General features: G+C 73.9%; 20 protein-coding genes. 10 read left to right on the plus strand and 10 right to left on the minus strand.

What is annotated here, in order from left to right; translation table 11 throughout:
• Positions 1–30 precede the first annotated feature (30 nt).
• Positions 31–2,640, minus strand: a complete 2,610-nt coding sequence (lanKC, locus tag ACFW01_RS03980) for a class III lanthionine synthetase LanKC (protein WP_384502312.1) — start codon at positions 2,638–2,640, stop codon at positions 31–33.
• Between the two features lie 222 nt (positions 2,641–2,862).
• On the opposite strand from lanKC, the gene ACFW01_RS03985 reads away from it, so the two are divergent.
• The 3 genes from ACFW01_RS03985 to ACFW01_RS03995 are packed head-to-tail and all read left to right on the plus strand — an operon-like array spanning position 2,863 to position 5,035.
• Positions 2,863–3,933, plus strand: a complete 1,071-nt coding sequence (locus ACFW01_RS03985; RefSeq protein WP_234956894.1) for an aromatic ring-hydroxylating dioxygenase subunit alpha — start codon at positions 2,863–2,865, stop codon at positions 3,931–3,933.
• Positions 3,930–4,100 (plus strand): hypothetical protein, encoded by a 171-nt coding sequence (locus ACFW01_RS03990; protein ID WP_234956893.1) that lies wholly within the window; start codon positions 3,930–3,932, stop codon positions 4,098–4,100. Before ACFW01_RS03985 ends, ACFW01_RS03990 begins: the two co-directional genes overlap by 4 nt.
• Positions 4,097–5,035 carry a PDR/VanB family oxidoreductase gene (locus ACFW01_RS03995; protein WP_234956892.1) on the plus strand — a complete coding sequence of 313 codons (939 nt, stop codon included), beginning with the start codon at positions 4,097–4,099 and terminating at the stop codon, positions 5,033–5,035. Before ACFW01_RS03990 ends, ACFW01_RS03995 begins: the two co-directional genes overlap by 4 nt.
• Here ACFW01_RS03995 and ACFW01_RS04000 read toward each other — a convergent pair.
• A complete protein-coding gene (locus tag ACFW01_RS04000; protein WP_234956891.1) occupies positions 4,986–5,804 on the minus strand; it encodes an IclR family transcriptional regulator C-terminal domain-containing protein in 819 nt (272 codons plus the stop codon). The two genes, ACFW01_RS03995 and ACFW01_RS04000, sit on opposite strands and share 50 nt — an antisense overlap.
• A 247-nt stretch (positions 5,805–6,051) precedes the next feature.
• On the opposite strand from ACFW01_RS04000, the gene ACFW01_RS04005 reads away from it, so the two are divergent.
• From ACFW01_RS04005 to ACFW01_RS04020, 4 genes are read left to right on the plus strand one after another with little or no spacing between them, the layout of a single operon-like run.
• Positions 6,052–7,023 carry an ABC transporter substrate-binding protein gene (locus tag ACFW01_RS04005; RefSeq protein ID WP_234956890.1) on the plus strand — a complete coding sequence of 324 codons (972 nt, stop codon included), beginning with the start codon at positions 6,052–6,054 and terminating at the stop codon, positions 7,021–7,023.
• Complete coding sequence (locus tag ACFW01_RS04010; RefSeq protein WP_234956889.1) at positions 7,020–7,793, plus strand: ABC transporter permease; 774 nt, start codon at positions 7,020–7,022, stop codon at positions 7,791–7,793. The genes ACFW01_RS04005 and ACFW01_RS04010 overlap by 4 nt, the downstream gene beginning before the upstream one ends.
• Complete coding sequence (locus ACFW01_RS04015; protein WP_234956888.1) at positions 7,790–8,569, plus strand: ABC transporter permease subunit; 780 nt, start codon at positions 7,790–7,792, stop codon at positions 8,567–8,569. The genes ACFW01_RS04010 and ACFW01_RS04015 overlap by 4 nt, the downstream gene beginning before the upstream one ends.
• 21 nt (positions 8,570–8,590) lie before the next feature.
• The gene (locus ACFW01_RS04020; protein WP_234956887.1) at positions 8,591–9,397 is read left to right on the plus strand and encodes an ABC transporter ATP-binding protein; all 807 of its coding nucleotides are present in this window, start codon (positions 8,591–8,593) and stop codon (positions 9,395–9,397) included.
• Here the strand turns inward: ACFW01_RS04020 and ACFW01_RS04025 are convergent.
• The 7 genes from ACFW01_RS04025 to ACFW01_RS04055 all read right to left on the minus strand — a co-directional run bounded on the left by ACFW01_RS04025 (position 9,391) and on the right by ACFW01_RS04055 (position 15,687).
• A complete protein-coding gene (locus ACFW01_RS04025; RefSeq protein ID WP_234956886.1) occupies positions 9,391–10,065 on the minus strand; it encodes a GntR family transcriptional regulator in 675 nt (224 codons plus the stop codon). The two genes, ACFW01_RS04020 and ACFW01_RS04025, sit on opposite strands and share 7 nt — an antisense overlap.
• Positions 10,062–11,063 (minus strand): proline racemase family protein, encoded by a 1,002-nt coding sequence (locus ACFW01_RS04030; RefSeq protein WP_234956885.1) that lies wholly within the window; start codon positions 11,061–11,063, stop codon positions 10,062–10,064. Before ACFW01_RS04030 ends, ACFW01_RS04025 begins: the two co-directional genes overlap by 4 nt.
• A 24-nt stretch (positions 11,064–11,087) precedes the next feature.
• Positions 11,088–11,978: a dihydrodipicolinate synthase family protein gene (locus ACFW01_RS04035; RefSeq protein WP_234956884.1), complete on the minus strand. Its 891-nt coding sequence runs from the start codon at positions 11,976–11,978 to the stop codon at positions 11,088–11,090.
• Complete coding sequence (locus ACFW01_RS04040; protein ID WP_234956883.1) at positions 11,975–13,525, minus strand: NAD(P)/FAD-dependent oxidoreductase; 1,551 nt, start codon at positions 13,523–13,525, stop codon at positions 11,975–11,977. Before ACFW01_RS04040 ends, ACFW01_RS04035 begins: the two co-directional genes overlap by 4 nt.
• Positions 13,515–13,814: a (2Fe-2S)-binding protein gene (locus ACFW01_RS04045; RefSeq protein WP_234956882.1), complete on the minus strand. Its 300-nt coding sequence runs from the start codon at positions 13,812–13,814 to the stop codon at positions 13,515–13,517. Before ACFW01_RS04045 ends, ACFW01_RS04040 begins: the two co-directional genes overlap by 11 nt.
• Entirely contained in the window at positions 13,811–14,962 is a 1,152-nt protein-coding gene (locus ACFW01_RS04050) for an FAD-binding oxidoreductase (RefSeq protein ID WP_234956881.1), read from the minus strand. The genes ACFW01_RS04045 and ACFW01_RS04050 overlap by 4 nt, the downstream gene beginning before the upstream one ends.
• A gap of 62 nt (positions 14,963–15,024) precedes the next feature.
• Positions 15,025–15,687 carry a hypothetical protein gene (locus tag ACFW01_RS04055; RefSeq protein WP_234956880.1) on the minus strand — a complete coding sequence of 221 codons (663 nt, stop codon included), beginning with the start codon at positions 15,685–15,687 and terminating at the stop codon, positions 15,025–15,027.
• 231 nt (positions 15,688–15,918) lie between these two features.
• Here ACFW01_RS04055 and ACFW01_RS04060 point away from each other — a divergent pair, with 231 nt between their 5' ends.
• The 3 genes from ACFW01_RS04060 (at position 15,919) to ACFW01_RS04070 (ending at position 17,536) form a co-directional block, all read left to right on the plus strand.
• The gene (locus ACFW01_RS04060) at positions 15,919–16,575 is read left to right on the plus strand and encodes a helix-turn-helix transcriptional regulator (protein ID WP_125489821.1); all 657 of its coding nucleotides are present in this window, start codon (positions 15,919–15,921) and stop codon (positions 16,573–16,575) included.
• Positions 16,576–16,618: 43 nt separating this feature from the next.
• Positions 16,619–17,158, plus strand: coding sequence for a toxin-antitoxin system, toxin component (locus ACFW01_RS04065; RefSeq protein ID WP_234956984.1), 540 nt, complete (start codon positions 16,619–16,621; stop codon positions 17,156–17,158).
• A 138-nt stretch (positions 17,159–17,296) separates the two neighbouring features.
• Positions 17,297–17,536, plus strand: coding sequence for a hypothetical protein (locus tag ACFW01_RS04070; RefSeq protein ID WP_234956879.1), 240 nt, complete (start codon positions 17,297–17,299; stop codon positions 17,534–17,536).
• A gap of 7 nt (positions 17,537–17,543) precedes the next feature.
• Here ACFW01_RS04070 and ACFW01_RS04075 read toward each other — a convergent pair whose 3' ends face one another.
• On the minus strand, positions 17,544–18,224 hold the full coding sequence (locus ACFW01_RS04075) for a 4'-phosphopantetheinyl transferase superfamily protein (RefSeq protein WP_234956983.1): 681 nt from the start codon (positions 18,222–18,224) through the stop codon (positions 17,544–17,546).
• Between the last annotated feature and the right edge of the window lie 3 nt (positions 18,225–18,227).

An 18,227-nucleotide genomic window follows, 5' to 3' on the forward strand; every position in this document is an offset into this window, starting at 1 on the left:
TTCCCTTCGTACGGCAACGGGTGTGCTTTTTCACGACCCCGGGCGGGGCCGAGTCGGTGGGCCGCTGCTCGTGCGCAGCGGCGGCAGGAACGGCAGCCCGGCGGGCTCGTCGCCGAGGACGGAGGCGACGGCCAGCAGGCATCCGGCCGTTCCGGTGGAGAGGTCCATGGACAGCCGCATCATCTGCTCACCGGGGAAGGCGAGCCGGTCGCGGTAGGACATGGCGTGCCAGGACAGCGCGTCGAGCTGGCGCCGGAGGGCCTCGGGGCCGGTGCCGGGTGCCGGGGCCGTGGTGCGGCCGAGATACAGCACCATTCCGGCGACGCCCCGGTAGAGGCCCGGCTGGGCGTAGAACATGGCCTGTGCGGCGGCCACGATCTCGCCGCGCGCCCGCTCGAACTCCTCGTCCTCTCGGTGCGCCAGGTAGTCGTCGAGGACCATGCCGATGCCCACGCTGCCCGCGCCCAGGTAGGGCATGGTGCGCCAGCCCTCGTCGACCTGGAGCGCGCCGCCCGCGCCGCGGACGCATTGGGCCAGGTCCTGGCGCAGCGCGTCACGGGCCAGGTCGAGCAGGCCGCCGTCCCGGGTGCGTTCGTGGAGCCGCAGGAAGAGCAGGGCGCGTCCCGAGGCGCCGTACAGCAGCCCGGCGCGGGTCCGGCCGGACCTCTCCGCCGTGGTCCGCGTGCCGCCGGCGGCCAGGTCGGCGCAGCGCAGGGCGAGTGTGCGCAGCGCGGACTCCCCGGTGGCGGCGGCGAGCGAGTCCAGGGCCAGGCCCAGTCCGGCGGTGCCGCTGTGCAGGTCGGGGGCCAGGTCGTCGAGGGGCTGGTCGACGAGGAGTTCGGCGAGGTCGAGCGCGCGGTCGCGGTGACCGAGCCGGTCGAGGGTCCAGGCGATTCCGGCGAGCCCGTCGTGGAAGCCGAGCGGCATGCCCGAGGGCGGTTGCTTGGTCCGCTCCAGCAGCCACTGCTCCCCCTCCTCGTCCCTGCCCGCCCCGCTCTCCGCCAGGGCGTACAGCACCCCCGCCGCTCCGTGGCCGAAGGCGAGGCCGCCGCCGGCGGTGGCGAACTGCGCGATGTCGCCGGGGTAGAGGCGGTCCGTGCGGGACGGCGTCGCGGACGCGCGGACGGCCTCGGCCATCGAGTCCCGGCTGCGGGGCCAGTCGTCCGGGCGGACCGGTGCCACCGGCCCGGCCGGCCGTGGTGCGGCGGTGAGGCCGTCGGCGCCGGCCGTGATCTCGTCGACGGCCGCGTCCAGGAAGGCCCGGTCCACGGGAAACTGTTCGGCCACCACGTCGGCGAGGTGGGCCGCCTTGCGCCGGTCGAGCGCCAGCAGGCTGGTGAGCGGGAGGAACAGCGCGAGCCGCAGACACGCCAGCGCGTACCGGTCGACGGCCACGCCCCGCCGGTCGGCGGGGGCCACGAACCCCGGGTTCGCCACGATCTGGCGGCCCGGTTCACCGACGTGGTGGGCGGCCTCGAAGTCGAGCAGGGCGATGCTGTCGTCCTCGCGGATCATGATGTTGAACAGGTGCAGGTCGTTGAAGACCACGCCCCGGGCGTGCACGTCCTGGACGGCGCGTTCCACCCGCGCGTGGACGTCCAGGGCCCAGGCGGTGTACTCGGCCAGTCTTCGCTCGTCCGGGTCGGCCTCGATGAGCGGGTGGCGGCGGGCGAAGAACGTGTTGAGCGGCTTCCCGTCGAGGTACTCCAGGACGAGGAAGTGGTGTTCCCCGATCGTGAGGTGGTCGCGCACCTCGGGGGTGCAGCCGAGGCCCGACAGCATCTCCAGCGCCCGGCGTTCGCGGTGCAGGCGGGTCACCGCGTCCGCCCCGTCGGCCGCGAGACCGGCGTGCGGACGGGCCTCCTTGAGGACGACCTGCTCGCCGGTGCGGCTGTCCCGGGCGAGGTAGACACCGCCGCCGTTGGAGAAGTGCAGCGCCGACTCGACGGTGTAGGGCAGTTCGGCCAGGGTCACCGCGGAGCGGGCTTCGAGGTGCGGGGCCAGGAAGGCGGGCGGGGTGACCCAGTCCGGCACCCGGAAGACCGGGCCGCGCAGGTCGGGCACCAGGACGCCGTCGGGCCCTGTGACGGCCGGCCGCAGCTCGCCGTCCGCGTCGTAGCAGTTGCGACGGGTGAAGCCGCCGTACCGGACGTGCACGGGGCCGTCGCCGATCCGCAGGTCGCTGAGGATGTGCGGTCCGGGTTCGCCGGCCAGCAGGACGGACAGCTCCCCCACAAGCCGTTCGAAGTCCGCCTCGTTGGCCGGGTACACGGTGATGAACTTGCCGCTGCCCGCGCGGTCCGCGTACTTCGCGTTGCGCTGGTGCAGCAGGTAGCGGCTGGGCACGAACTTGAAGGCGGTGCCGCCGTCGACGCAGTGCCGCAGGACGCGCTCCAGCACGGACTCGGCGTTGTCGAGACAGGCGGAGACGTGGATCTTCCAGCCCTGGTCGGGCAGGTCGGTCTCGACGGGGCGCAGGGCGAGCCAGTCCCCGCTCTCGTTGCGCTGCCACCCGTCCGGCACGGGGGCCGAGGCCGCGGCGTACCGGGCGTGCCGGGTGCCGCCGCGCAGGGCCGTGCGGTGCGGAGCGTCGTAGAAGGACGGATCCGCGTCGCAGTAGACGGCATAGCCCTTGTTCACGCCTTCTCCCTCCGCCGGTCGCTGACGGGGACGACGCTGTCACGCGGCGTACCGCTCCGGACAGTTACCGCTGTCATCACTCCGACGTGCGGAACGCACGGGTAACTTCGCGGGGCGGGCGGTCCGGCGGAAGGTTTCCGCTGGACGGAAGGGCTCCTTGCCGGGGTGGGGGCGCGCCGCCATGGTGTGAGCCACACGACGTCGACGACGACGGGAGCGCCCATGCCGCACACGACCGCCTTCGCCAGGAACCAGTGGTACGTCGCCGCCTACCGCCACGAGGTGGGACGGGAGTTGCTGGGACGCACGGTCCTCGGTGAGCCGCTGGTCCTCTTCCGCACGCGGGACGGCGCGCCGGTCGCCCTGCACGACCGCTGTGTGCACCGCCGCTTTCCGCTCTCCGAGGCGCCGACACGGCTGGACGGGGACAGGATCGTGTGCGGGTACCACGGCTTCACCTACGACCCGACCGGCACCTGCGTGTACGTGCCGGGCCAGAAACGCGTCCCGCGCACGGCCCGTGTCGCCTCCTACCCGGTGGCCGAGCGGGACTCCCTGGTGTGGGTGTGGATCGGCGACCCCGCCGCCGCCGACCCGGAGGCGATACCGCGCGCCCGGCACCTCGACTCCCCCGGCTGGGTCACGGTCCGCGGCATGGAGCCGATCGACGCCGACTACGGCCTGCTGGTCGACAACCTGCTCGACCTCTCGCACGAGACGTATCTGCACGGCGGCTACATCGGTACGCCCGAGGTCGCCGAGACGCCGATCACCACGGAGGTCGACGAGGGCGCCGGGATCGTCCGGGTGAGCCGGCACATGGACGACGCCGAGTGCCCGCCGTTCTACGCGAAGTCCACGGGTGTCCGGGGCCGCATCGACCGCTGGCAGGACATCGAGTACCACGCGCCCTGCCTGTACCTGCTGCACAGCAGGGTCGCCCCGACCGGTGTGCCGCCCGCCCCCGACGGCGGCGACCCGGACGGCTTCCACACCGAGATCACCTACGCGATCACACCGTCCGCCGAGGGGAAGGTGTACGACTTCTGGGCGGTCTCCCGGGACTGGGCGACGGACGACGCCGAGGTCACCGAGTTCCTGCGGAAGAACAACCACACGGTCGTCATGCAGGACGTGGACGCGCTCAACCTGCTCCAGCGCTCGCTCGGCACCGAGCGCAGCGGCTACCAGGAGCTGAGCATCAACATCGACACCGGCGGCCTCGCCGCCCGCCGCATCCTGGCCCGGCTGGCCGACGAGGGCGGGCGGCCGGCGGAGCGGGCGGCCCGGTGAGCGCGCGCCCCGGCGAGGTCTACCGCGTCGACTGGCTGCCCGGCACCGACGTCCTGCACGGCACCTGTCACTGCGGCGCCGAGCACACGGCCGAGGATCCGGTCGCGATGTGGGAGTGGATGCTCGCGCACCCGCGCGGGCACCGGCCCACGGGCAGCGGCTCATGACCTCGCACGAGACCGAACTCGTCGTCGGGCAGCGGCAGGTGGCGGCGGAGGACGTGCTCGCCCTGACCCTGTGCCACCCCCGGGGCGAGGAGCTGCCCCACTGGCAGCCGGGCGCCCATGTCGACATCGCCCTCGGCCCGGGCCTGGAGCGGCAGTACTCGCTGTGCGGCGATCCGGCCGACCGGGCGGTGTGGCGGATCGCGGTACTGCGCGAGCGTGCCGGCCGGGGTGGATCGGCGTACGTGCACCAGGAATTGAAGCTGGGTGACCGGGTGCGGGTGCGCGGGCCGCGCAATCACTTCCGCCTGGAGGCCGCCCGCCGCTACCGCTTCGTCGCCGGAGGCATCGGCATCACCCCGATCCTGCCGATGCTGGCCGCCGCCGAGGAGGCGGGCGCCGAGTGGAGCCTGCTGTACGGCGGACGCACCCGGGCCGGCATGGCGTTCACCGGTGAGCTGGAGCGGTACGGCGACCGGGTCACGCTCGTTCCCGAGGACGAGTCGGGGCGGCTGGACCTCTCACCCGTGGTCGACGGCCTGACCGACGACACCCTCGTCTACTGCTGCGGGCCCGGTGCGCTGCTGGATGCGATCGGGGAGCGCTGCCCGGCGGAAAGGCTGCGCGTGGAGCGGTTCTCCCCCGCGCAGGCGCAACCGGCCGACCCCGGCCCGGGGTTCGAGGTGGTGCTCGCCCGCAGTGGCCGCACGGTCGCCGTGGAGCCGGACGTGTCGGTCCTGGACGCGGTGCGCTCAGCCGGCGTCGAGGTGCTGTTCTCCTGTACGGAGGGCACCTGCGGCACCTGTGAGACCGAGGTCGTGTCGGGCGAGCCCGAGCACCGGGACTCGGTGCTCACCGAGGAGGAGCGGGCGGCCGGGGAGACGATGCTCATCTGCGTGTCCCGCTGTCGTGGCCGGCGGCTCGTGCTGGACCTGTGATCCGCAGGTCGGCGTCGATCCGGGCGACGGCCGCCAGGAGGTGCGGCAGCAGGTCGCGGCGGACCGACTCCAGGGAGTTGCGGCCGGCGTGCACCGCGATGTTCACCCCGGCCAGCACCTCGCCGTCCCGGTCGCGCACCGGTGCGGCGACGGATCTGAGGCCGTCCTCCAGCTCCTGGTCGACCAGCGCGTAGCCCTGGCGGCGCACCCGGCGCAGTTCGGCGCGCAGGGCGTCCACGGAGGCGAGGGTGCGGGCGGTGTGCGGGCGCAGGTCGGCGCGGGCCAGCCGGGTCTCGATCTCGGCGTCCGGCAGATCGGCGAGCATCACCCGGCCCACGGAGGTCAGGTGCGCCGGGAAGCGGGTGCCCACCGTGATCGACGCGGTCATGATGCGGCTGGTCGGGACCCGCGCGACGTACACGACGTCGTCGCCGTCCAGGACGCACAGCGAGGACGACTCCCGTACCTGTGCCACCAGTTGTTCCAGGTACGGCTCGGCGAGCTGCGCCAGCGTGAAGCCCGCCAGATAGGAGTAGCCCAGCTCCAGCACCCGCGGGGTGAGGCGGAAGCGCCGGCCGTCGGTGTGGACGTAGCCGAGGTCGGCCAGGGTGAGCAGGAAGCGGCGGGCGGCGGCGCGGGTCAGGTCGCAGGCGCGGGCGACCTCGCTCAGGGTGAGGGCCGGATGGTCGGCGTCGAAGGCCCGGATGACGGCCAGGCCGCGTTCGAAGGACTTCACGAAGTGCGGGGCGCGGGGCGCGTCTTCGGACATCTGGCCTCCGGCGAAGGCCGCACGGCGAGCCGCGCGGCGGGACGGGCTGCACGAACGACCGTACGCGCTGCGCACGCTATGAGTGCGCCGCGCGCGGTGTCAACGAGCCACGGTTGAATCAGCAACGGCCCATCGTGCCAAGCCCATTGACCCGGACTCCCCGGCGGCCCTACGTTCCCGCTGAGCACGTTCGTGCTGTCTGCGCACAACCTGTCGGAGTACCCGGTCCGGTCCCACAGGAGGAGCCATGCGTCGTCTGTTCGTCGGCCTCACGGCCGTGTCCGTCCTAGCCGCCGCGACGGCGTGCGGATCGTCCGACGGCTCCGGGGGGCCGGACGGGGCCGGCTCGTCCGGCTCCACCACCTCGGTCGAGGTGGGCCTCATCCCGATCGTCGATGTCGCGCCCCTGTACCTGGGGCAGAAGAAGGGCTTCTTCGAGGAGCGGGGGCTGCAGCTGTCGTTCGCCAGTGCGCAGGGCGGCGCGGCGATCGTGCCCGGCGTGGTCAGCGGTCAGTTCCAGTTCGGCTTCAGCAACATGACGTCCCTGATGATCGCCCAGTCCAACGGCGTGCCCGTGAAGGCGGTGGCCAACGGCATCGCCTCCACCGGAGAGGTGGGCAAGGACTTCGAGGCGCTGACCGTCAAGGGCGACAGCCCGGTCAAGTCGCCGAAGGACCTGGAGGGCAAGAAGGTCGCCATCAACACGCTGAAGAACATCAACGAGACCGCGGTGCGGGCCTCGGTGCGCGAGGCGGGCGGCGACCCGGACGAGGTGGAGCTGGTGGAGCTGGCCTTCGACCAGATGCCCGCCGCGCTCGACGCCGGCCGGATCGACGCGGCGATGGTGGTGGAACCGGCGCTGGCCACCGTCAAGAGCCAGGGCGGCCGGGAGATCGCCTCCCCCATGATCGACATCGCTCCGAAGCTCACCGTCGCCATGTACTTCACCTCCACGCGGTACGCGCAGGAGAACCCGGAGGTGGTGAAGAGCTTCCAGGAGGCCACCGCCGAGTCCCTCGCCTACGCCGACGCCCACCCGGACGAGGTGCGCGAGATCGTCACCACCTACACCAAGATCCCGGCGGACGTGCTGGCGAAGGTGACCCTGCCGAAGTGGCCGGCCGAGCCGAACCGCGCCGCCATCGAGGAACTGGCGCGGCTCGGCGAGGCGGACGGCCTCTTCAAGGAGTCGCCCGACCTGGACGAGCTGCTGCCGTGAGGGGTGGCAACGCCGCACTCGGTGCGGCCGGGCTCACGGCCTTCCTCGCGCTGGGCGAGGCGGTGCCGAGGCTCGGCCTGGTGAAGGAGGAGTACTTCCCGCCCACCAGCCGGATCGCCGACGCGCTCGGCACCGAGGTCGCGGACGGCGCCTTCTGGACGGCGCTCGGCGACACCCTCACCGGCTGGGCGCTGGGCCTGGCGATCGCGGCCGTCGCCGGGAGCGTCACCGGCGTGGTCCTCTCCGTGGTGCCGTACCTGCGCGAGGCCACGGCGTCCACGATCGAGTTCCTGCGCCCGATCCCGTCGGTCGCGCTGATCCCGCTGGCGGTCCTGCTGTACGGCACCGGACTGCGGTCGGTGCTGCTCCTGGTCGTGTACGCGGCGTTCTGGCAGGTGCTGATCCAGGTCCTGTACGGCGTCCGGGACGTGGACCCGGTCGCCGAGGAGACGGCGCGGTCCTACGGTCTGGGCACCTGGGCGCGGATCCGGCACGTGCTGTGGCCGACCGCGCTGCCGTACGTGATGACCGGGGTGCGGCTGGCGGCCGCGGTCGCGCTGATCCTCGCCATCACCGCCGAACTCGTCATCGGCGCGCCGGGGCTCGGGGCCCGGATCGCCGTCGCGCAGACCTCGCAGGCGGTGCCCGAGATGTACGCGCTGATCGTCGTGGCCGGTCTGCTGGGGCTGCTGATCAACGTGGGGGCCCGCTCGGTGGAGCGGCGGGCGCTGGCCTGGCACCAGTCGGTGCGCGGGGAGGTGGCGGTGTGAGGCGGGTGCTGTCGCGGCTGGTCCTCGCGCTCGCGCTGCCGCTGGTGCTGGTGGCCGTCTGGTGGGTGTCGTCGGCCGGCAGCCAGGACGTGTACTGGCCGCCGCTGCGCACCATCCTGGAGTCCTTCCCCGAGGTGTGGACCGGCGAGCGCTGGCGCGGTGACGTACTGCCCAGCGTCCTCAGGCTCGCGGCGGGCTACGCGCTCGCGGCCGTCGCGGGCGTGGCGGCCGGCACCCTGGTCGGCTCCCACCGGCGGGTGCGGGCGGTGTGCGAGCCGGTGCTGGAGTTCCTGCGGGCGGTGCCGCCGCCCGTGCTGGTGCCGGTGATCATGCTGTTCGCGGGCATCGGCGACACCATGAAGATCGTCGTCATCGCGGCCGGCTGCGTCTGGCCGGTCCTGCTCAACACGGTGGAGGGCGTCCGGGCGGTCGACGCGGTGATGGCGGAGACGGCCCGGTGCTACGGCGTCACGGGCGTCGCGCGGTTGCGGCACGTGGTGCTGCGCGCGGCGAGTCCGCAGATCTTCGCGGGGCTGCGGCAGGCGCTGTCGATCGGCATCATCCTGATGGTGATCAGCGAGATGTTCGCGGCGAGCAACGGGCTCGGCTTCACCATCGTGCAGTTCCAGCGGTCCTTCGCGATCCCCGGCATGTGGACCGGCATCCTGCTGCTCGGTCTGCTCGGCTTCGTGCTCTCGGTCCTCTTCCAGCTGGTCGAACGGCGGGCGCTGGGCTGGTACCACGGCCTGCGCGCCGCCGCCCGGCGGTCCCCGTGACGTCTGTCGAAAGGACGGTCCATGCTCGACGTACGCGGCCTGAAGAAGGTGTACGAGGGGTCGGGGCGGCGTGTGGAGGCGGTGCGCGACCTGACCTTCACCGTGGCGGCGGGGGAACTGGTCTGTCTGGTCGGCCCGTCGGGCTGCGGCAAGACGACGCTGCTGAAGTGTGTGGGCGGGCTGCTCGAACCGACGGCCGGGGAGGTGTTCCTGGCGGGCCGGAGGGTGGACGGCCCGCCGCCCGGAATGGCGTTCGTCTTCCAGGAGTACGGGCGCAGCCTCTTCCCGTGGATGCGGGTCGGCGAGAACGTCGAACTGCCCCTGAGACAGAAGGACCTGGGCAGGGCGCGGCGCCGGGAACTGGTCGCGGACGCGCTGGCCTCGGTCGGCCTCGCGGACGCCGCCGGGGCCTACCCCTGGCAGCTCTCCGGCGGCATGCAGCAGCGGGTGGCCATCGCGCGGGCGCTGGCGTACGAGCCCGGGGTGCTGCTGATGGACGAGCCGTTCGCGGCGGTCGACGCGCAGACCCGCGCCGACCTGGAGGACCTGGTGCGAGGGCTGTGGCGGGAGCGCGGGATCACCGTCCTGTTCGTCACCCACGACATCGACGAGGCCGTCTACCTGGGCGAACGGGTGGTGGTGCTGTCCGCCTCGCCCACGGTCGTGCGCGAGCAGCTGAAGGTCGACCTGCCGGCCGAGCGGGACCAGGTGCACACCCGGGTGTCCCCGCGCTTCGCCGAGCTGCGCACCCATGTGTACGAGCAGATCCAGGCGGCGAAACGGGGGACGCCCTCTCCCGTGAAGAGCGACGCGCCGCCGTCTCACTGACCCGGGGCCGCCCACAGCCCTCGTACGTGTCCCAGGTGCCGTGTCATCACCGCGCGCACGGCCTCCTCGTCGCGGGCGAGCAGCGCGTCGAGGATCTCCAGGTGCTCCTCCGCCGACGCCTGGAGCCGCCCCTGCTCCACCAGCGCCGTCAGCCCGTAGAGCCGGGAGCGGCGGCGCAGGTCCCGTACGACCTCCACCAGGTGGGCGTTGCCCGCGAGTTCCAGCAGGCCCAGGTGGAAGCGGAGGTCGGCGTCGACGTACGCGATGAGGTCACCGGCCAGTGCGGAGGTGACGATCTCCTCGGCGACGGGGCGCAGCGCCTGGAGGGTGACGGTGTCGGCGGTGGTGGCGAGCCCGGTCGTGGTCGGGATCTCGATGAGCGAGCGGATGTGGGTGTACTCGTCCAGCTGCCGTTCCGAGACGGCGGTGACGCGGAACCCCTTGTTGGGCACGGTGTCGACCAGGCCCTCCCTGACCAGGTCGAGCATCGCCTCGCGGACGGGGGTGGCGGAGACACCGAAGCGGGCGGCGAGGCCGGGCGCCGAGTAGACCTCGCCGGGGCGCAGTTCGCCCGCGATCAGGGCGGCGCGCAGCGCCTCGACGACCCGCTCGCGGTGGCTGGGCTTGCGGCCGCCGAGGACGGGCAGCGCGGGACCGGAGGCGGTCACAGCACGAACCCCGCCGGGAAGGGGTCCTCGGGGTCCAGCAGGTACTGGGCGGTTCCGGTGATCCAGGCGCGGCCGGTGAAGCTGGGCAGGACGGCCGGGTGCCCGGCGACCTCGGTGGTGCCGAGCAGCCGTCCGGTGAACCGGGTGCCGATGAAGGACTCGTTCACGAACTCGGTGTGCGGCGGGAGTTCGCCCCGGGCGTGCAGCTGTGCCATGCGGGCGCTGGTGCCGGTGCCGCAGGGCGAGCGGTCGAACCAGCCGGGGTGGATCACCATGGCGTGCCGGGAGTGGCGGGCGGTGGAGTCGGGTGCGGTCACCTGGACATGGTGGCAGCCGTGGATGGACGGGTCGTCGGGGTGTACGGGTTCGCCCCCGGCGTTGATCGCCGCCATCAGGGACACACCGGCGGCGAGGATGTCGTCCTTGCGGGACCGGTCGAAGGGCAGCCCGAGCCGCTCCACCGGCAGGATCGCGTAGAAGTTCCCGCCGTAGGCGAGGTCGTACGTCACCGTCCGGCCGTCGGGCAGGGTGACCTCGCGGTCGAGGCCGACGGCGAAGGACGGAACGTTCCGCAGGGTCACCGCCCTGGCCGCGCCGCCCTCCACCGCGACCTCGGCGACGACGACCCCGGCGGGGGTGTCGAGGCGGATCGTGGTGAGAGGTTCGACGACCTCCACCATGCCGGTCTCCACCAGGACGGTCGCCACACCGATGGTGCCGTGGCCGCACATGGGGAGGTAGCCGGAGACCTCGATGTAGACGACGCCCCAGTCGCAGTCGCTCCGGGTGGGTGGCTGGAGGATCGCACCGCTCATGGCGGCATGCCCTCGCGGCTCGTTCATCAGCAACCGCTTGACGTCGTCCCGGTGTGCGCGGAAGTACAGCCGCCGTTCGTTCATGGTCGCGCCGGGGATGGTGCCGATGCCGCCGGTGATCACCCGGGTGGGCATGCCCTCGGTGTGCGAGTCGACGGCGTGCAGGACGAGCTTGCTGCGCATGGTGCTCCCTTCCTCGCGCTTTCGCTACGCCAGTCCGGCCGCGAGGGCCTTCTCGGTGGCGGCGCGGACGGCGGCCTCCTGCGCGGGCAGCAGGGGCACGCGGGGTGGCCGGCAGGGGCCGCCGCGTCGCCCGGCGAGGTCCATGGACAACTTGATGGCCTGGACGAACTCGACCTTGGAGTCCCAGCGCAGCAGGGGGTGCAGCTCCCGGTAGAGCGGCTCGGCCGTGGCCAGGTCGCCGGCGACGGCCGCGCGGTACAGCTCGACGCTGGCGGCGGGCAGGGCGTTGGGGTATCCGGCGATCCAGCCCTTCGCCCCGGCGATCGCCAGCTCCAGCAGGACGTCGTCGGCGCCGGCCAGCAGGTCGAGGTCGGGGGCGAGTTCGGCGATGCGGTAGGCCCGGCGGACGTCGCCGGAGAACTCCTTCACCCCTTGGACGTGTCCCTCGCCGTGCAGTCGGGCCAGCAGCTCGGGCACCAGGTCGACCTTGGTGTCGACGGGGTTGTTGTAGGCGACCACGGGCAGCCCGGTCCGGGCGACCTCGGCGTAGTGCGCGAGGACGGAACGCTCGTCGGCCCGGTAGGCGTTGGGCGGCAGCAGCATCACCGCCCCGCAGCCCGCCTCGCCCGCCTGCTCGGCCCAGCGGCGGGCCTCGGCGGACCCGTAGGCGGCGACGCCGGGCATGACGCGCTGCCCGCCGACCGCGGCGACCGCGGTCTCGACGACCCGGGCGCGCTCCTCGGGGGTGAGCACCTGGTACTCGCCGAGGGAGCCGTTGGGGACCACGCCGTCGCAGCCGCTCGCGACGAGCCAGGCGCAGTGCTCGGCGTAGGCGTCGTGGTCGACGGAGAGGTCGTCGTGGAGCGGGAGCGCGGTGGCGACGAGGACGCCGCGCCAGGGACGGTGGTCGGTCATGAGGGTCCTCTCCCGGAATGTTGGGGGCCTTCTTCTCGCGGTTCGGGGTTCTCTTCTCGCGGTTCGGCGTTCTCTCCTCGCGGTTCGGGGCTCTCTGCTCGCGGTTCGGGGTTCTCTGCTCGCGGTTCGGGGTTCTCTGCTCGTGGTTCGGGGTTCTCGTCTCGTGGTTCGGGGTTCTCTGCTCGCAATCCGGGTTCCGGGCGGGCGAGGACGCCCAGCGGTACGGGGCGGGCGAACAGCCGCCGGGAGGGCGCGGTTTCGCATCCGGCGATGCCCGCGACGGCGGCACCGCACATCCGGCCCTGGCACCAGCCCATCCCGGCCCGGGTCAGCAGCTTCACGGTGCGGACGTCGCCCGCGCCCAGCTCGTCGACGGCCTCGCGGACGGCACCGGCGGTGACCTCCTCGCACCGGCAGACGAGGGTGTCGTCGGTGATCCGCCCGGTCCAGGCGGCGGGTGGGGTGAAGGCGGCGGCGAGGGCGTCCGCGGACCGCCGCAGCCGGGCGCGGGTCCTGGCGGCCGGTGCCCATCCGGCGGGGTCGGGCTCGGTGCCGCGCAGCCGGGCGGCGACCGAACGTCCGGCGATGTGCCCCTCGGCGAGCGCGAGCCCGGCGCCGCCGACACCGGTCGCCTCCCCCGCCGCCCACACGCCGGGGACGCTGGTGCGCTGCTCGGCGTCGACGGCCACCGTCGGTCCGTCCGGGCGGCAGCCGAGCCCGTCGGCGAGGTCGGTGTGCGGGAGCATGCCGTGGCCGACGGCCAGGGTGTCGCAGGGCAGGTACCGTCCGGTGCCGCGCCGCACGCGTCCCTCGGTGTCGAGGGCGGCGACGGTGACACCGGTGAGGCGGTCGTCGCCGTGGGCGCGGACGACGGTGTGCCGGGTGCGGGGGCGGACGCGGTGGCGCAGCAGCCGGGCCGCGTATCCGGCGGCCTCGGGGAACTTGCCGGCCAGGTCGCGGGCCTGCCGGGCGACGTCGCGCGGGCCGGCCGACTCCACGAGCGCCGCGACCCGCACCCCGGCTGCCGCGAGGCCGGTTGCCACGGGCAGCAGCAGCGGCCCGGTCCCGGCGACGACGCCGGTCCGTCCGGGTACCACGAGGCCGCCCTTGAGCATGGCCTGGGCGCCGCCGGCCGTGACGACGCCGGGAAGTGTCCAGCCGGGGAAGGGCAGGACGTGTTCGTAGCCGCCGGTGGCGAGCAGCACCGCGTCGGCGCGCACGGCGACCGGCTCCTCCTGCTCGGGGCCGAGCAACGCGTGCACGGTGAAGGCACCGGACCTCGCCTCCACGTACCAGACATGATGGTCCGGCAGGACGCGCACGCCGCCGGCGGCGAGTCCGTCCCGGAGCCGCTCCCAGGTGCGCCACTGGTGGTGCAGCGCACGTGGCCGACGGGCGTCCAGCGCGGCGGCGGGCTGCCGGAAGTACTGCCCGCCCGGCCCGTCCGCGCCGTCCAGGACGGTGACCCGCACCCCTCGCGCGTCCGCCGCCAGCGCCGCCGCGAGCCCGGCCGGACCCGCACCGACCACCACGAGTTCAGTCCGCATGGCCCGTGCCCTCCTGGGTGCGGATCACGTCGCCGGGCCGCACCGGCACCAGGCAGGCGCGCTGGTTCGGGCGGTCGTTGACGGTGACCAGGCAGTCGAAGCACACCCCGATCCCGCAGAACACCCCGCGCGGGCGGCCCGACCCCCGCGTGGTGCGCCAGGAGCTGACGCCGGCCGCCCAGAGCACGGCGGCGACCGTCCGGCCGGGCAGCGCCTCGGTCCGCCGGCCGTCGACGGTGACCGTGAAGGGGGGCGCGGGCCGCGCCCGGACCAGCCGCAGCGGATTCACCGGACCTCCTCGGGAAAGCGGTCGGGGCGGAACGGGGCCGGGTCGAGGGCGGGCCGCGCGCCGGTCAGCAGCCCGGCGATCAGGTGCCCGGTGCCGGTGGACAGGCCGATGCCGGCGCCCTCGTGCCCGCACGCGTGGTAGAGGCCGGGCACCCTGGGGTCCGCGCCGATGGCCGGCAGGTGGTCGGGCAGGTACGGGCGGAACCCGGCGTACGCGCGCAGGGCCCGGACCCGTGCGAGGAAGGGGAAGAGCCGGGTCGCGCCGGAGGCCAGGGCCCGCAGCGCCGGGAGGGAGACGGAGCGGTCGAAGCCGACCCGTTCCCGGCTGGCGCCGATGAGCACCGGCCCCGCGGCGGTCCCCTCGACCACCGGTGAGGTCTGCAGGGCCGCCGAGTCGCTGGCCACGTCGGCGACGTAGTCCGCCGCGTACACCTTGTGCCGCACCCGGGGCGGCAGGGGTTCGGTGACGAGCACGTAGCCGCGCCGGGGCAGGACCGGCAGCCGTACGCCCGCCAGCGCGGCCACTTCGCCGCCCCACGGCCCCGCCGCGTTCACGACCGCCGGGGCGTGCAGTACGCCCCGGTCGGTGCGCACCCCGCGCACCGCGCCGTCCGGGGCGTGCAGGAAGCCGGTCACCGTGCGGCCGGTGAGCAGCCGGGCGCCGGACGCCCGCAGCAGGTGGGCGGCGGCCAGGGCGGGCATGACCTGGGCGTCCTGCGGATAGTGCACGGCGCCCGCCAGGCCGGGGGCGAGGTGGGGTTCGAGGTCGGGCAGCCGGTCTGCGGGCACGGACACCGCCTCCACCCCGGCCGCCCGCTGCCCCGCGGCGAACGTCTCCAGGCCGGTCAGTGCCTCGGGGATGGCGGCGACGACGACTCCGCCCTTGGGCTCGTACTCGACCTCCCGGCCCAGTTCCCCGGCGAGCGCGGTCCACAGGCGGGCGGAGAGCAGGGCGAGGTCCAGTTCGGGGCCGGGCTCCTTGTCCGAGACGAGGAGGTTGCCCTCCCCCGCTCCGGTGGTGCCGCCGGCCACGTGGCCACGGTCCACCACGATCACGTCGAGCCCCTCGCGGGCGGCGTACAAGGCACAGGCCGCGCCCACCATCCCGGCTCCGACCACTACGACATCGCAGGTCAGCGACTCCGTCACGCCAGTACTATGTCACACACCACAGTGTCTGGGAACAGTGCCGCGGGCGGCCGTACCGCCGTTCACTCGGCTACCGGGACGACCCTCAGGTGGGAGGCGGTGGTGCGGCGGGCGCGCTGCGGGCGGTGCGGGGTGCGGCGCGGCTCGCGCAGCACGAGCGTCAGCCGGGTGTACCCCAACTCCGCCAGCGCCGCGGGCGTTTCGACCACGATCCGGCACTCGGTGGTGCCGCGGCGCGGGTCGGGGTGGTGCAGCGGCCGTACGGCTCCGTCGTGTTCGACGGCCCGGGCGCCGACGGCGCGGACCCAGTGGGGCAGACCCTGGCGGTAGGCGGCCTCCATGATCGGATCCTGGGCGATGTCGCGGCGCACCGCCTGGAGGCCGGGGTCGTGGCCGTACCGCTCCAGGGTGGCGGCGAAGTGCGCCAGCATGGGCAGGCACCAGCTCGACTCGTGCTCGCCGAGCACCTCGGCGGCGTCCGGGTGGAAGAGCACGAAGCGCAGGAAGTTGTCGTCCGGCATGGCCGTCGGGTGCGGTCCGGCACCCCGGAAGAGTGTCCGGAAGGCGCCGTTGGCCAGCACCACGTCCCAGCGGTGGTCGACGACGAGAGAAGGGAAGGGCACGGCGTCCAGGAGGGCGGTGTAGTCCTGGAGATACGCCTGGGTCTCGGGGGTCGTGGGGCCGGGCGGCGGCGCCGGCCGCTGCCCTCCTGCCTGAAATGCCATCGGGAGGTCACCCCTCTTGCCTATGCGGCCTTCTCGCGGCGTCCCGATCCTGGTGCCCCGACGCGAGGCGTGTCAACTATCGTGGCATTTCGTGCCTGTTGACGACTGAAATAGGCCACAGTTGTGGCGAGACCTGGATGTGAGTTCGAGCGGCAGGCTACTCTCCGGGAGTTCACGGCAACCGCTTGTGAGAAGCCTGTGAGGCCTGTGAGAGACATAGGGGAGCTGTCGGTGACGGGTGGCTTCGAGGATCCGGGCGCCATGCCGGCCACCGCGCCGGCCGCCGTAGTCGCCCGGGTCGCCGCGCTCGCGGACCGGCTCGGTGTGCCGCACGCCGAGGTCTTCGACGTCGGCCGGCTGTCCGCGGCCTCCGGCGTCCCCGAGCCCGTGGTCGGCGCCCTGCTCGGCGGACGGCCCGCGGGGGAGCCCGATGTGCAGACGCGCTTCCTGCAGCGGCTCGATCTGCTGCGCCGCACCCGGCTGAAGCCGAACGGCCGCAAGTACACCCAGCAGGAGATCGCCGACGGCGCCGGCATGTCGCGGCAGCAGGCGGGCGCGCTCATCAACGGCGACCGGCGGCCGACCATGGAGCACTGCGACGCCCTGCAGCGCTTCTTCCGGGTGCACGCCGGGTTCCTCACGGCCGAGGACCCCGAGGCGCTCGTGGGCGCCCTCCAGCACACCGAGCAGGAGTTGCTCCAGCAGCTCGCCGACCGGGAGCGGAGGGCGGCGGCCGTCGCCGACGACCCGCTGGAGCGGCTGCTGCAGGACCACGGGGTGCGCGGCATCGCCTGGCGCGCCGCCCAACTGCCCACCGACCAGCACCGCGACAAGGTCGCCGAGTGGCTGGACATGCTCCTGGAGAGCGTCAAGCGGCCCGAGTCGTGAGCCCGTCGTGAGCGTGGGGAGAACCGTGGGCATCGGCAAGGAGATGCGCCGCCTGTGCGGCGAGCTGGTCGAGGAGCTGGCCCTGACCGCACCGGCGCGGCCCACCGAGCTGTACGCGGCCCTGTGCGAGGCGATGAGCCGGCGGCGGGGCCGTCCCGTGGTGTTCCGCATGGCCGCCTTTCCTCCCGGGACCGCCAGCGGACTGTGGCTCGACATGGCCGACCGGGACCTGGTCGTCGTCGAGGAACGCACCGCGCCGGAACACCAGTTGGTGATCCTCGGGCATGAGCTGTGGCACATGAAGGCCGGGCACCGCGGCCACCACGTCGAGGGCGCCACGGTGGCGGCGCGGCTGCTGGACGGGGACGGCGCGGACCGGGACGAGGAGGCACTGCGGGCCACCGTGCGCGCGGTCGCCGCCCGCTCCCACTTCGACCTCGCCGAGGAGAAGGAGGCGGAGGCCTTCGGTCTGCTGCTCGCCAGCAAGTGCCGGACGTGGCTCGCGGGTTCGGCGCGGCGCGGTCCGGTGCAGCGGGACCATCTGGCGGGGCGGATCGGCGCGTCGCTCGGCTACCTGGGCTGACGGCCCCCGGCGGGCGGTACCGGCCGGTGCGCGGGGCGCGGTCCGGCGGGATTGTCAGTGGTGGACGGCAAGCTGGAAGGGTGCCACCGCCGTGCGGGGGCACGTGACCGCCGACGTCGTTGTGGGGAGAGCCGGGCGATGACCACCGCCACCGTACTGACCGACCACGAGCGCGCCGCCGTGCAGGCCTATCTGCGCCTCCTGCACACGGTGCGGGCCGGCTTCGACACCGCGCCGGGACCGCCCGGCACCGCCCGCCCGCCGATCGTCCCGCCCTCGGTACTCGCCGAGGCGGACCGCGCCCTGCAGGCGGCGGGCCTCACGGGGAACGAGGGGGAGTTCTTCCGGCTGCTGAGAAGCTGGTGCTCCCACCCCTGACGCCCCCTCAGGCGTGCGGCACCGTGACCGCCGAGGCGACCAGGCCGTCGCGGGCGTTCCAGCGGCCGTCGAAGTGGGTCACGCGCCGCCCGCCCACGGTGGGGCCGGGCACGAGGAGGGCGGCGCGCAGGGTGCCGCGGCGCGGATCGACCGGGTCCACCGTCAGCTCGATGTCCGCCTCGGAGAAGTCCAGCCACAGCCCGGTGAGGGGGAACCACGCCTTGTAGACCGACTCCTTGGCGCTGAACAGCAGCCGGTCCCAGTGGATGCCGGGCCGTCGCTCGGCCAGCAGCCGCAGCCGCTCCACCTCGGCGGGCAGCGCCACGCCCTCCAGGACGCCCTCCGGGAGGGGCCCGTCGGGTTCGGCGTCGATGCCGAGGGAGGCCAGGTCGGTGAGGCGGACCAGTGCGGCGGCGCAGTAGCCGTCGCAGTGGGTCATGCTCCCGGTCAGCCCGGCCGGCCAGCGCGGCGCACCGCGTTCCCCGGTCAGCACGGGCTGCGCGGGCACGCCGAGCTTCTCCATGGCCCGGCGCGCGCAGGACCGGACCACGGTGTACTCGCGCCGCCGCTTGGCGACCGCCCGTGCGATCAGCGGCTCCTCCTCCGGGAGGAGCGGGAGGTGCCCGGTGTCGTCGAGGCCGCGCGCCTCCACGGCCACGACCGTGCCGGGCAGCAGTTCCTCGATCAGGGG

This window comes from Streptomyces sp. NPDC058985 (genome assembly GCF_042740985.1).
Lineage (GTDB): Bacteria > Actinomycetota > Actinomycetes > Streptomycetales > Streptomycetaceae > Streptomyces.

Coding starts and splice junctions, on each gene's coding strand:
- ACFW01_RS03985 (WP_234956894.1), top strand. CDS start 2,863: ATGCCGCACACGACCGCCTTCGCCAGGAACCAGTGGTACGTCGCCGCC.
- ACFW01_RS03995 (WP_234956892.1), top strand. CDS start 4,097: ATGACCTCGCACGAGACCGAACTCGTCGTCGGGCAGCGGCAGGTGGCG.
- ACFW01_RS04000 (WP_234956891.1), bottom strand. CDS start 5,804: ATGTCCGAAGACGCGCCCCGCGCCCCGCACTTCGTGAAGTCCTTCGAA.
- ACFW01_RS04005 (WP_234956890.1), top strand. CDS start 6,052: ATGCGTCGTCTGTTCGTCGGCCTCACGGCCGTGTCCGTCCTAGCCGCC.
- ACFW01_RS04020 (WP_234956887.1), top strand. CDS start 8,591: ATGCTCGACGTACGCGGCCTGAAGAAGGTGTACGAGGGGTCGGGGCGG.
- ACFW01_RS04030 (WP_234956885.1), bottom strand. CDS start 11,063: ATGCGCAGCAAGCTCGTCCTGCACGCCGTCGACTCGCACACCGAGGGC.
- ACFW01_RS04035 (WP_234956884.1), bottom strand. CDS start 11,978: ATGACCGACCACCGTCCCTGGCGCGGCGTCCTCGTCGCCACCGCGCTC.
- ACFW01_RS04040 (WP_234956883.1), bottom strand. CDS start 13,525: ATGCGGACTGAACTCGTGGTGGTCGGTGCGGGTCCGGCCGGGCTCGCG.
- ACFW01_RS04055 (WP_234956880.1), bottom strand. CDS start 15,687: ATGGCATTTCAGGCAGGAGGGCAGCGGCCGGCGCCGCCGCCCGGCCCC.
- ACFW01_RS04065 (WP_234956984.1), top strand. CDS start 16,619: ATGCGCCGCCTGTGCGGCGAGCTGGTCGAGGAGCTGGCCCTGACCGCA.
- ACFW01_RS04070 (WP_234956879.1), top strand. CDS start 17,297: ATGACCACCGCCACCGTACTGACCGACCACGAGCGCGCCGCCGTGCAG.